Source organism: Pseudomonas sp. 9_2_1 (assembly GCF_059295275.1).
On sequence record NZ_CM181239.1, the window covers coordinates 2,109,363 to 2,121,317 of the forward strand.

The window sequence follows — 11,955 nt, forward strand, 5'->3', positions numbered from 1 at the left end:
AGTATTTATTTTGATATTTGAAATACAAGCTTTGCATCCTGCGCATAAAGTGGTAACTGTTTGTACTCCAGCGTGAGATCATCCAGCCATAATACTATGCCATGAAGAGCTGAGTTTGTTGATGCTAATATTCCGGAGAAGCTTGCAAGCAGCTTGACGGATAGTGCGCCTCTCATTAAAAGCAGTGTCGACACAACTGTGCCGGACTTTAAATTCTTCGCTGTGCATCTAATTTCGGGTGGTATTCGTTAGTATCTCGAACCGTTTGGCTATTTCGCGTGGCGCAGCATGCCGCCTGTAGCTCTAGAAACAAATTATAGGCTCCAGTTTCATGTCGGTTGCCTCAGGGATAGGCCATAGACCTCGGATTGTACAATTAGCCCAGCGATGAGGGTCTGATGAGACAAGCTGCAGAGGTGGGGTTCGGCTGCGTGACTTCCCGCTGACATCAACTAAGAGAATGCGCATTGATGGTTAGCTGTTGGAAGCCAGTCGGTTTGAGAATTTTGTTAACGAAATTCTTACATTGATCACTTCGGTTTCCGCCAAATACAGCCATTTCATGCGCCTTGCCCGCGGCGGGGCCTTTGACAGCGGGCGAATAGAGCCTGACCGAGATTTCTGGCACGTGATTTGTAAGTACCTTGAGACCCTTGCAGCAAAGGACGAGTAGCGTTGTACACGTCCACACAATACCAATAAGAGGTAATCAATGACTGAACTTGCCGAGAACAATTATCCTCCTTTCACCAAGCAGTTCGTTGCAGGAATCTGGCGAGATGGCCAAGACAGCAACGTTCTGCAAGTGAGTGATCCATTCGATGGTGCTTCTCTTACTCAGATGGTAATGGCTGATGATCGTGATCTAGACGAAGCATACTCTGCCGCAGCTCAAGCTCAGAAAGCTTGGGCTCAGGTAGGGCCTGGAGAGCGTGCGGCCTTGATGCACAGAGTTGTTCAGGTTTTTGACAAGCGTCGCGAAGAAATCATTGACTGGATCATTCGAGAGTCGGGCAGCACTCGTATTAAAGCCCAAATCGAATGGGGCGCTGCGCGCAATATCACCTTAGAGTCGGCCTCGTTCCCTGCGCGTGTACACGGACGAATCTTGCCTTCGAATATTCCTGGCAAAGAAAATCGGGTATACCGCGAGCCTCTTGGGGTGGTGGGTGTTATCAGCCCTTGGAATTTTCCGCTGCATCTAAGCCAGCGATCAGTTGCGCCGGCCATCGCATTGGGTAATGCCGTTGTGATCAAGCCCGCTAGCGCCACTCCTGTTACTGGTGGCTTGCTGCTGGCACGGATCTATGAGGAGGCGGGGTTGCCGGCTGGCGTCCTAAGCGTCGTCGTGGGGGCAGGATCGAAAATCGGTGATGCGTTCGTCGCCCATAAGGTACCTAAATTCATCTCGTTCACAGGGTCGACCCCTGTTGGACAGAACATAGGTCGGATTGCGACAGCCGGCAAGCATCTTAAGCATGTGGCCCTGGAGCTGGGTGGAAACAGTCCCTTAGTAGTGCTTGACGATGCAGATCTTGAATTAGCTGTTAACGCAGCTGTGATGGGTAAATTTTTGCACCAGGGCCAAATATGTATGGCCATAAATCGGATTATTGTCGAAGAGGGCATCCATGACGCTTTCGTTGAGCGATTCGTAGAGAGAGTCAGTGCTCTCAAGTTCGGCAATCCACAAGAGCCAGACACGGTGGTTGGGCCGGTTATTAACGCTCGGCAGCTGCAGGGATTGCTGAGGAAAATCGAGATCGCCAAGGAAGAGGGTGCTCGACTGGTGGTTGGCGGAGGTCAGGCTGTGGGTCAGGTGCTACCGCCGCATGTATTCACTGATGTAACAAGCGAAATGGAGATTTCCAGAGAAGAAATTTTCGGCCCCCTGGTTGGTATCCAGCGTGCACGAAATGAGGCTCATGCGCTTGAGCTGGCCAACGACAGCGAATATGGCCTATCCAGCTCTGTCTTCACCGCCGATCTAGAGCGCGGCGCACGCTTTGCTCGCCAAATCAATGCGGGAATGACCCATGTGAACGACATACCAGTGAACGATGAAGCTCACGCCCCATTCGGCGGAGAGAAGAACTCTGGCTTAGGGCGCTTCAACGGTGACTGGGCAATCGAAGAGTTCACAACCGATCACTGGATCAGCGTGCAGCACGGCGCTCGTCGCTACCCTTTCTAAAGCTCTTTTCGGAGATAGACTCATGTTGAAGAACAAAATTATCGTCATCACAGGTGTCGCATCGGGTATCGGCGAAGAAACCGCGCGCGTTGCCCGTCAACACGGAGCCTTTGTCATCGGCGTTGACCTGCACCAGCCTAGTGTTGAAGTCGACTCATTCATTAAAACCGACCTTTCTTCTCCATCTTCGATCGATGCGCTCTTAGAGGCACTTCCTGACGGGATCGATGGCCTTGCAAATATTGCTGGGCTTGCGCCCACGCAACCTGCCGAGCTCGTAATCAAGGTGAATCTGCTTGGGCTCAAACACTTAACCCTGGGTCTGATTTCCAAGCTCAACGATAATGCGTCGATCGTCAATCTGGCGTCATTGGCCGGGGCAGGGTGGCCAGGTGCAGTGAGTGTAATCAAGGCTGCAGATGGTCTGAGCTTTGCGGTGACGGAAGAATTCTGTAAGGCCCACGACATTGTCGGAGCACGCAGTTACTTTTTCTCCAAAGAAGCATTGATCGCTTGGACGCTGCAGAATCGATGGACGTGGCGAGACCGTGGCATCCGCATGAACACAGTAAGTCCAGGGCCAGTAAACACCCCTATCTTGAAAGATTTCCTGGAAACGCTTGGTGCTCGCGCTGAAGAAGACATGAAAACCATGGATCGTCCCGGCACGGCTGCAGATATCGCTCCCGTCGTGGCATTCCTGCTCAGTGAAGGATCGGTCTGGATGCGCGGCACGAACCTGGCAGTTGACGGTGGTATGCATTCCCACATCCTGGCCAGCAGCCACGGTCTGTGAGCAGCGCAATAATGGCTACGGTGTGATTCTTTGTCCGACAACCGACTGAAACCTCTACCCACGTCCTCAGGAATCAGCGCGAATAGGATATATTGAACCTACACCAATCCAGTGACTGCCACGCCTTTGGGGCGTGGCAGCCATCAGGAAGTATTCAATGACTACAATTAAGAATCACACCCAAGCTTCTCCTTCTTCTGCCCCGCACGATGTCCCCGACCTTCTGACTGACCCCCAACATCATCTGACACTTGGTCGTACACCGACCCTTGAGCAGCTTGCTGAAACCGTCGCGTTTTCGCCGGATGACGGAAGCATCTGGATCTGCGGTCAACGGGTGATGCTCATGCATGGCTCTTCCCTGGGAGCGCTGCGAAGTGAGCTTATTGAAACTATTGGGCTCGACAAAACCCGAGGACTTTTCACGCGACTTGGATGGATGGCTGGGGCTCGTGATGCTCGGCTAGTGAGTGAACGTTGGCCGAATGGCGATCATGCTGCTCTTTTCTCTGCCGGCCCACGCCTTCATGCGCTGGAGGGGCTAGTTAAAAATGAGGTCATTCGGTTCGAATTTGACAATGCACATGGGCATTTCTATGCAGAGTTCATTTGGCATAACTCCATCGAGGATGACAGCCATATTGCTGCGCACGGTATAGGCAGTGAGTCCGCCTGTTGGATGCAGATTGGCTATGCTAGCGGTTATGCCTCCTCGCTTCTGGGGCGACTAATCATCTATCGAGAGGTGGAGTGCCGCTCTACCGGCCAGAGTCAATGCCGTATCATCGGGAAGCCTGCTGAACAGTGGCCAGATGTACAGGGTGACCTCAATCACTTCAACGCTGAAGACTTCCTCAGTCGAAGTGCCTATCACGGAGGCGGTATTAGTGAGCCGGCAGAGACAGAGGAGGGGCGTTCTGACAAGCAAATGATTGGTGTGTCGTCAGCGTTCACGGCGGCTTGCCATATGTTGCGAAGAGTTGCCTCCACCCAAGCTACCGTACTCTTCACTGGCGAGTCTGGTGTGGGCAAAGAGCTGTTCGCCCATATGCTCTATACCATCGGCCCTCGGAGCAACAAATCGTTCGTCGCACTTAACTGTGCGACATTACCGGAAAATCTAGTCGAGTCTGAGCTTTTCGGGGTGGAAAAAGGTGCCTTTACCGGGGCAGACCGCTCCCGAAGTGGCCGTTTTGAGAGGGCTGATGGTGGAACACTTTTTCTCGACGAAATTGCCACCCTCAGTTTGTCAGCTCAGGGCAAATTACTGCGAGTTTTGCAAGAGCGAGAAATTGAGCGGGTGGGCGGGAGTAAAGCCATTGCCGTTGATGTGCGGGTTGTTGCTGCGACAAATCTTAATTTGCTTGAGGAGGTTAAGGCGGGGCGTTTTCGTGAAGATCTTTACTATCGGCTCAACGTATACCCAATACATCTCCCACCCCTACGGGAGCGGCGTGAAGATATCCCCCTATTGATGAATCATTTCCTACGAAAGTTTTGCTCTCGACATGAGCGTTCGGTCGCAGGCTTTACCTCCCGGTTGGTCAATGCGCTGCTCGCTTATCCGTTTCCAGGGAACATACGTGAACTGCAGAACCTGATCGAGCGTGGTGTGATAAGCGCCGAAGACCAAGAACTGATGGACATTCATCATCTCACTCAAGGCGGACACAACCCCATCAATGAAGCCATTGGCCTTAACGCCAATGGCCATCTTCAGATGCAGCACTCACCGTCAGTTGCGCCACTGCCCTCCAGAAAAGAAATCGCTGAGCCAGAATTGAGCGCGGTGCAGCAACGTCCGATTTCACGCTTGCGCGCGTTTCTGCGTGGCGATCAAGCGACCCTCGGCACCACTCTTGAGGAGATAGAGGATCTCCTGGTTGCGACTGCTATGGAGCGTAGCAATGGTAACTATACCCTCGCAGCTCAGATGCTCGGCATGACCCGCGCTCAGCTGAGCTACCGAGTCAAGGGGCGTTGACTTAAACCAGGCGTGGTTAGCACCCTTCCATGGCTCTAGTCCGCAAAAGAGAGAGTTGGCTTACGATGCCAATTCGCAATGGTATTCGCCTGGCCAACACATCTATGATTAGCGGAGTCCACACCGTAGACCGATTAGAGCGAGCCGACGTCCCTAAATGGATTTAAGAAACAAGCAGATCCCTAGGCCCAAGCATTGGCAGGAATTTGAAGAGTTATGCCTTGCCTTGTTCAAGGAGGCCTGGAAAGACAGCTTCGCCCAAAAGAACGGTCGAGCAGGACAACCTCAACACGGCGTTGATGTATGGGGAGCTGTAGATGGCAGCCGTTCTCGCTTTCAGGGTGTCCAGTGCAAAGGGAAGGATGACTCGCTGGGTGCGATAGTGACTAAATCTGAACTGCTCGCCGAGATTAGCAAGGCGGATAAATTCAGCCCAACGCTCGAACATTGGGTATTGGCGACTACTGCGCCTGCAGACGGAGAGCTGCAGCAAATTGCGCGTGAGATTTCCGTCGACAGAGAGCGTCAAGGAAGATTCACCGTGCAGGTTATGGGGTGGAGTGACATTGAGTCCCTAATGTTTAGCCATCCGACCGTCGCTGACGCGTTTTATCCGGAACTCGGAGTGGACGCTGCGACGCTGGCGCGAACCGTTCAGGTCATTGCAAACCGGGCATTCTCGGCTCCAGGGTCTCAATCCCTGGACATTCAGCGATCGAGTACTCCCTCCTGGCGCGAAGTGATCTTCGACAAGAGCCGTGACATAGGCCCTGCTCTTTTAGGGAGGCCACTCGGCCCGGCAGACGCACTGGCCTGCCCGCGCCTGGCCGAAGCTGAATTCCTACTCCGGCAACTGGAGATGGCGTACTCAGCGCGGTTGGTGGGTGAACCTGGAACAGGAAAGTCGGTTTGTGCGTTCCAGACAGCGCATGTCTTTGCAGCGCGGGGGTGGAGGATTTATGCCGTGCGTGGCGACGAGGTACTCCCGGCAACCCTTCCCACGCTTGAAGGCAATGGAACCCTATTGTTAGTGGATGACGCGCACCTGAGTACCGACAGCGACTTGCTTGCACTGGAGGGACAGGCAACGTCGCAGCGCTTAGCCATTCCAATCAATGACCTCCTGCTGAAAGCGGTGGCAGCCTCGGCATACACGATCACCGAAAACAGTGGAGCACCGTCCGACACAGGGGGTGTTGATGAGTTGATTGAGCATCGCGACTGGTCTCATTCAAGGCGCAGCTATGCAGCCCGAAGGCTGAAGCGTCCCTGGGCTGCGATACCAGAAGACTGCCGACTGTACCCTGATTGGCATTCGTAAATTTAACCAAAAAACACCGCAAATAGATCAGATAAATAGATAAATAAGCTGCTTGTCTAGACATTTAACATCGATAGCAAGCGAATAGTTCGATTTAATCTATTGGTTTTAGTAAAAATTCGCCATTTTTTTGATGGCTAGCCAAGTCGATAATTGGCCATCCAAAACATTCGAACTGGGAGTATTTGATGGCCAAGGCGGGAAGCTACACCGCGACAGCAAAGTGGTTGCATTGGGGTATGGCGTTGATCTGGATTGCCGTCTGGGCCATTGGCATCCTGGCCACGCATTGGCGTGACGAACTCAACGCTCACCATGAACTGACCTTCTTGCACAAGGCGATGGCAAGCACGTTGCTTTTCCTCGTTGTTGCCCGAATCGCCTGGCGCCTGACCCATGCGGCGCCGGCACTGCCGGATACCATGAGTCCGTTGATGAAGAGCGGTGCCTTCGTGGGTCACCTTTTGCTGTACTCCGTGGCACTGCTGGCGCTTCCTGTTTCGGGTTGGTACTGGAGTTCGGTTGCTGACAAACCGATTCTGGTCGCTGGGCTGTTCGTGCTGCCACCGCTGGTTGATCCAGACCAAAGCCTGTACGACTTGGCCAAGGTGATTCATACCTACGTGGCCTGGCTATGTGGTGCACTGGTAGGCGGCCATATGCTAGTCGCGCTGAAACACCATTTTATCGAGAAGGACGAAGTGCTGGTGGGCATGCTCCCGGCACGCGACACCCAGTAATAGCCCCACGCTAGAGGTACGGCATCATGCAAGGCAAAGAACAATCCTGCGAGCAGCTCATCCGCAGCCTGGAGAACCAGAGGTTCCAGGCGGTCATTGATGGCGACTTTGATCAGTTCGCGTCACTGGCGCATCCAGAAATCGCCTACGTGCATTCGAGCGGCACAGTCGACTCACTGGAGAGCTACCTGAAGAAATGTCGCAGTGGCTATTACGTTTACCAGTCCATCGACCACCCGATCGATGAGATTCGCGTGTATGGCGAGTCCGTGCTCGTCATCGGCGAAATGAACGCTGAGATGATCATCAACGGAGAGCAGCGCTCACTGCGTAATAAGAGCCTTGCCGTCTGGGTGAAATTGGAAGGGCATTGGAAGCTGGCGGCCTACCAGGCCACACCTATTCGTTCATGAGGTGCGGCGGCGCTTGTGTTGTGCGCCGCCTTTGATCTTGAACTGAGAAAAATCCAATTCTACAAATACATGCTTAAAAGATAAATTGTTCTCTGTTACAAATTCATAGAACGATAACTGTATTCCCTTATGCCCCACGCACATGCACAGATCAACTTCAGGTGGAGTCAGCCCATGATCATCATAATCTACCGGGTCTGTGTTAATCTGCACAAGATTTTCGGTAACGAGCAACTCTATTTCAGATCTCGCGTCGGGATAGGTTCAACCCAGGTTCATTGGCGCGGTCTTCGTTGGTGTTGACTAATTTATAGCCTTCAATAATGTTCAGGATGTCGCGGAAGAAATTTTCGCTGAACACCGAAATATCTGAAAATCCGAGCCTGTTCCTCAGCTTTGCCTGCTCTCCAAGGGCGGAGAATTCGTCGATGATTTGACCGATTAGATAGCCGCTAGTAATCATTTCTGTGACCTTGGCTCCATAGATTGAGCGCTGATACTATCTCATCTGGCAAACTGCCACTTGGCATGCAGTGCCCTAGAGGTTCAGAGGCGGCAGGCTGTTTGTTGCAAACCTTGAATCATTTAGTGGGACAATAAGTTTTATGGCGCCCAGCCCCAGCCAGCACTCAAAAAGTTGAGTAAGCTCGAAAGGCATGCGCACTTTTTGCGAGACAGTGCGCATGCATGTAAGTAGTGGATCAGTGATCCAGCACAGGGGTTATTTTGCCTATCTTTTCTGACAAGTACTCCAACAGCACCCGCACGCGCAGTGGCACGTAGCGGTTGCTGGGCAGCACGGCATAAACCCCAAGAGGCGAGGGCTCGAAGGCCTGAAGTATGATCTTGAGCTCCTCGTTCACGATGTGTGGCGCGACGATGAAGTCCGGGAGTAGGGTGATGCCCAAGCCTTTCACCGCTGCCTGCGCCATGGCATCGCCATTGTTCGCCTGCATGACGAAGGTGGGGTAGAACAGTTCAGGCTTGCCATCCACGGCATACGCCCATGGGCGATTATTCACTTGTGGGGAATAACCAAGGCACGCATGGCGGCTCAGGTCGACCGGGTGATCCGGAGTGCCGTGCTCAAGCAGGTAAGACGGTGATGCAACGGTCAGCAGGCGTGCCTCTCCGAGCTTGCGCACGATCAGAATAGGGTCGAGGTAACTCGTGATCCGGATGGAGAGGTCGATGCCTTCTTCTGCCAGGTTGACCGTGCGATCGCTAAAGTCCAAGGCGAGGCGGATGTCTGGGTATTCACCTCGAAAATCCATCAGCAGCGGTACCAATGTGCTCAAACCAAAGCTCAGCGGCAAGCTGATGCGCAGACGTCCACTAGGGGTGTGGCGCTCTTCCATGACCCCAGATTCTGCCTCTTCCAGTAAAGACAGAATCTCCCGACATTTCTCCAGGTAAGCCTGTCCCGCAGAGGTCAGCGAGACGTGCCGCGTCGTGCGCACCAGGAGCTTGGCGCCGAGGAATTTCTCAAGGTTGGCGACCTGGCGAGTGACCATGGAACGCGCAATGCCGAGCTGCGAAGCCGCAGCGGAAAAGCTTCCGAGCTCGGCTACTCGGGTAAAGACATTCATGGCTTCAATGCGGTTCATTGTTTACTCCAGGGTGAACAGACATTTCTACATTGTCTACTTTTTAGCACCAATGATTGGCGGTAGAGTGGCTCCTAAATCGACAGCTGTAAAGTCCAGCTGCAAAGAGAGCCTATACCGTGAACACTCACTACACGAAAACCGCTAAAGCCCTGCATTGGACTATTGCTATAATGATATTCGGTTTGATCGGTCTTGGCTTTTACATGCATAACCTGCCAATTTCGCCTTCGAAGTTAAAGTTGTACTCGTGGCATAAATGGGCAGGTGTCAGTGTCTTTGTGTTGGCTCTGATTCGCATCTTGTGGCGCTTGAGCCATAAGGCTCCGGCATTGCCTTCGGCGATGACTGCAGCCCAGCGGGCAGCTGCTCACCTCGGACACCTGGCGCTGTACGCGCTGATGTTTGCGATACCGCTGTCGGGATGGGCGATGAGCTCGGCCAAGGGATTTCAAACCGTGTGGTTCGGAGTACTTCCACTTCCTGATCTGGTGAGCCGAGATAAAGTGCTGGGTGACCAACTGTTAATGCTGCACTTGTGGTTGAACATTTCACTTATTGCTCTGCTGGCAGTTCATATTTTTGCGGCACTGAAACATCACTTCATTGATCGTGACGACATTCTAAAGCGGATGCTGCCCCGGTTCATTCACCACTGAGAGAATTATTATGAAAACGCTTGCACTTGCCTTTGCACTTCTGAGTGCAGGCACCGCCTCCGTATGGGCTGCTGAATTCAACCAGTTCCAGCCTGATAAGAGCAGCATTGAATTCGCCTACGAGCAGATGGGCGTCTCGATGGATGGTCACTTCAAGAAGGTCGATGGCGAGGTCAGTTTTGATCCTGCCAAACCGGAAAACGCGAAGGCGAATTTGGATGTCGACCTGGCCAGCGTAGATACCGGTTCGCCTGAGAACGACGATGAAGTGGTCGGCAAGACCTGGTTCAACACCGCGTCGTTCCCCAAAGGCCATTTTGAACTGACTGGCCTGACGCCCAAGGGCGGAAACAACTATGAAGTCGCCGGCAAGCTGAGCATCAAGGGTGTTAGCAAAGACATCGTCGCTCAGGCCACTTTCACCGAGCAAGGCAGCACCGGTGTCTTTGAAGGCACCTTTGTCCTCAAACGCGGCGATTACGCGATTGGGGAAGGCGAGTGGTCATCGTTTGACGTCGTCGCCAATGACATCAAGGTCAAAGTGCGCATCACCGCGGCCGCCAAGTGATACCCAACAATCCACCTCAACCGAATTCGAGGAACTACACCGTGAAATCCCTGACCAAACTGACCGCAGCCTTGCTCATCGCTGGCGCCGCTTCGGTTTCCGCCACCGCAGCCATGGCCGCACCGGAAACCTTTGTCATCGACAACTCGCACACCTTCGAGCGTTTCTCGTACAGCCACTTCGGCATGTCGACTCAGCTGAGCAAGTTCAACAAGACTACTGGTACCGTGATCATCGACAAGGCAGCAAAAACTGCCAAGGTTGATATCACCATCGACACTACCTCGGTCGACACCGGCTTCGACGTGTTCAACGGCCACATTCAGGGCCCAGAGTTCCTGGATACCGCCAAGTACCCAACTGCCACCTTCAAGGGTGACAAGGTACGTTTCGAAGGCGACAAGCCTGTCGCGCTGGACGGCCAGTTGACCATCAAGGGCGTAACCAAACCGGTCACCCTGAAGATCACCAACTACGTCGCCATGCCACACCCGCTACTCAAGAAAGACGCTATCGGTGCTGACGCAGAAGTGGTCGTCAAACGTAGCGACTTCGGTGCCAGCAAGTATGTGCCGTACGTAGGCGATGACGTGACCATCACCGTCTCGCTGGAAGCCGTCAAGAAGTAACCCTTGGGCCTTAACGGGCCCGAGTTATTCCCACGCCAGCTAGACTCGTAGACGGCCTCGCTGGCGTAGCTGCATTCAAAAAAATAAAAGCATGGAGGTGTCCAATGGATCGCCTACTGAGCATTGAGGCATTTGTTCGTGTCGCTGAGACCCGCAATTTTGCCCGTGCTGCGCAGCAGCTTGGTGTGACCCGCTCCGTGGTGACGCACCGTATTCAGCAGTTGGAAGCATTCATCAAAGCTCCGCTGTTTCACCGCAGTACGCGTCATGTTCGATTATCCGAGATCGGTGAAAATTATTACCGCGAATGCGCTGACATGGTTGCTGGGTTCAATGCCCTGACCGAGCAGATGCGCGACCAGCGCGCCAAGCCCGTCGGTAAGCTTCGGGTGCAAATGCTGCCTGGATTTGCCATAAACCATTTCGGCACTTTGCTCGCGGAATTCACGACGCTCTATCCCGATATCGAAGTCGACGTAATCGTCAATGACCGCGTCGTAGACCCGATCGAGGAGGGGTTTGATGTCGCCTTCCAGATGTTCCCGCCTCAAGCGGAGACGCTCATCGAGCGCAAGCTGTTCAGCGTTCGTAGACTATTCCTTGCTACGCCTGGTTACCTGAAGCTACATGGTGTTCCAGAACGGCCAGAAGACCTTTTGAATCACCGTATCGCGTTGTATGAGGGGTATCCGACCCGCAACCGCTGGCACTTCCATCACAGCTCGGGCGTCATCGAGTTGAGCCTTCCGGGCCACATTCGATCCAATTCAGTGCACTTACTCAGGGACTATGCCCTCACCGGAGAGGCGTTGGTCTGCCTGCCCACGCTGGTCGCCAGTCCCGACCTACTCAGTGAACGGATGGTGCCGTTGCTAACGGACTACCCACTTGCGTCCTTCAATTTCTCAGCGGTGTTCCCGGCAACCCAGCGCAATGCGCTCAAGGTGCGCACGCTGATCGACTTCCTGCTTGAACGAATGGCTGACGAACCCTTTTGGGACAAACCCCTACTGGAAAAAGGCTGGATTCGCTAGGACATGGCGT

At 53.5% G+C, this 11,955-nt stretch carries 12 protein-coding genes and 1 pseudogene; 9 read left to right on the top strand and 4 right to left on the bottom strand.

The window, feature by feature from the left end:
* Positions 1-712: 712 nt before the first annotated feature.
* The 3 genes from AC5O5I_RS09415 to AC5O5I_RS09425 all read left to right on the top strand — a co-directional run bounded on the left by AC5O5I_RS09415 (position 713) and on the right by AC5O5I_RS09425 (position 4,974).
* Entirely contained in the window at positions 713-2,194 is a 1,482-nt protein-coding gene (locus AC5O5I_RS09415) for an aldehyde dehydrogenase family protein (protein ID WP_494512439.1), read from the top strand.
* Between the two features lie 22 nt (positions 2,195-2,216).
* Positions 2,217-2,990 (top strand): coniferyl-alcohol dehydrogenase, encoded by a 774-nt coding sequence (locus AC5O5I_RS09420; RefSeq protein ID WP_494512440.1) that lies wholly within the window; start codon positions 2,217-2,219, stop codon positions 2,988-2,990.
* 157 nt (positions 2,991-3,147) lie between these two features.
* Positions 3,148-4,974, top strand: coding sequence for a sigma 54-interacting transcriptional regulator (locus tag AC5O5I_RS09425; RefSeq protein ID WP_494512441.1), 1,827 nt, complete (start codon positions 3,148-3,150; stop codon positions 4,972-4,974).
* Between the two features lie 214 nt (positions 4,975-5,188).
* Here the strand turns inward: AC5O5I_RS09425 and AC5O5I_RS09430 are convergent, their stop codons facing one another.
* Together AC5O5I_RS09430 and AC5O5I_RS09435 are read right to left on the bottom strand one after the other, a co-directional pair.
* Complete coding sequence (locus AC5O5I_RS09430) at positions 5,189-5,503, bottom strand: hypothetical protein (protein WP_494512442.1); 315 nt, start codon at positions 5,501-5,503, stop codon at positions 5,189-5,191.
* A 573-nt stretch (positions 5,504-6,076) separates the two neighbouring features.
* Positions 6,077-6,190 (bottom strand): annotated as a pseudogene (locus tag AC5O5I_RS09435) (DUF1289 domain-containing protein); the annotation flags it as partial.
* A gap of 293 nt (positions 6,191-6,483) precedes the next feature.
* Between AC5O5I_RS09435 and AC5O5I_RS09440 the strand changes: the two are divergent.
* Entirely contained in the window at positions 6,484-7,035 is a 552-nt protein-coding gene (locus AC5O5I_RS09440) for a cytochrome b (protein WP_494512443.1), read from the top strand.
* Positions 7,036-7,061: 26 nt separating this feature from the next.
* A complete protein-coding gene (locus tag AC5O5I_RS09445; RefSeq protein ID WP_494512444.1) occupies positions 7,062-7,448 on the top strand; it encodes a nuclear transport factor 2 family protein in 387 nt (128 codons plus the stop codon).
* Between the two features lie 241 nt (positions 7,449-7,689).
* Here the strand turns inward: AC5O5I_RS09445 and AC5O5I_RS09450 are convergent, their stop codons facing one another.
* Positions 7,690-7,911 carry an SMEK domain-containing protein gene (locus AC5O5I_RS09450; RefSeq protein WP_494512445.1) on the bottom strand — a complete coding sequence of 74 codons (222 nt, stop codon included), beginning with the start codon at positions 7,909-7,911 and terminating at the stop codon, positions 7,690-7,692.
* Positions 7,912-8,149: 238 nt separating this feature from the next.
* Complete coding sequence (locus AC5O5I_RS09455) at positions 8,150-9,055, bottom strand: LysR family transcriptional regulator (RefSeq protein WP_494512446.1); 906 nt, start codon at positions 9,053-9,055, stop codon at positions 8,150-8,152.
* A gap of 119 nt (positions 9,056-9,174) precedes the next feature.
* Here AC5O5I_RS09455 and AC5O5I_RS09460 point away from each other — a divergent pair, with 119 nt between their 5' ends.
* The 4 genes from AC5O5I_RS09460 to AC5O5I_RS09475 all read left to right on the top strand — a co-directional run bounded on the left by AC5O5I_RS09460 (position 9,175) and on the right by AC5O5I_RS09475 (position 11,945).
* Positions 9,175-9,714 carry a cytochrome b gene (locus AC5O5I_RS09460; protein ID WP_494512447.1) on the top strand — a complete coding sequence of 180 codons (540 nt, stop codon included), beginning with the start codon at positions 9,175-9,177 and terminating at the stop codon, positions 9,712-9,714.
* Positions 9,715-9,724: 10 nt separating this feature from the next.
* Positions 9,725-10,282 (top strand): YceI family protein, encoded by a 558-nt coding sequence (locus AC5O5I_RS09465; protein WP_494512448.1) that lies wholly within the window; start codon positions 9,725-9,727, stop codon positions 10,280-10,282.
* 41 nt (positions 10,283-10,323) lie between these two features.
* Complete coding sequence (locus AC5O5I_RS09470) at positions 10,324-10,911, top strand: YceI family protein (protein WP_494512449.1); 588 nt, start codon at positions 10,324-10,326, stop codon at positions 10,909-10,911.
* A gap of 104 nt (positions 10,912-11,015) precedes the next feature.
* On the top strand, positions 11,016-11,945 hold the full coding sequence (locus tag AC5O5I_RS09475) for a LysR family transcriptional regulator (protein WP_494512450.1): 930 nt from the start codon (positions 11,016-11,018) through the stop codon (positions 11,943-11,945).
* Positions 11,946-11,955: the final 10 nt, after the last annotated feature.

Excerpts from the sequence above, each read along its gene's own strand:
- AC5O5I_RS09455 (WP_494512446.1), bottom strand. The coding sequence starts at position 9,055 with ATGAACCGCATTGAAGCCATGAATGTCTTTACCCGAGTAGCCGAGCTC.
- AC5O5I_RS09440 (WP_494512443.1), top strand. The coding sequence starts at position 6,484 with ATGGCCAAGGCGGGAAGCTACACCGCGACAGCAAAGTGGTTGCATTGG.
- AC5O5I_RS09475 (WP_494512450.1), top strand. The coding sequence starts at position 11,016 with ATGGATCGCCTACTGAGCATTGAGGCATTTGTTCGTGTCGCTGAGACC.
- AC5O5I_RS09450 (WP_494512445.1), bottom strand. The coding sequence starts at position 7,911 with ATGATTACTAGCGGCTATCTAATCGGTCAAATCATCGACGAATTCTCC.
- AC5O5I_RS09445 (WP_494512444.1), top strand. The coding sequence starts at position 7,062 with ATGCAAGGCAAAGAACAATCCTGCGAGCAGCTCATCCGCAGCCTGGAG.
- AC5O5I_RS09415 (WP_494512439.1), top strand. The coding sequence starts at position 713 with ATGACTGAACTTGCCGAGAACAATTATCCTCCTTTCACCAAGCAGTTC.
- AC5O5I_RS09465 (WP_494512448.1), top strand. The coding sequence starts at position 9,725 with ATGAAAACGCTTGCACTTGCCTTTGCACTTCTGAGTGCAGGCACCGCC.
- AC5O5I_RS09420 (WP_494512440.1), top strand. The coding sequence starts at position 2,217 with ATGTTGAAGAACAAAATTATCGTCATCACAGGTGTCGCATCGGGTATC.
- AC5O5I_RS09425 (WP_494512441.1), top strand. The coding sequence starts at position 3,148 with ATGACTACAATTAAGAATCACACCCAAGCTTCTCCTTCTTCTGCCCCG.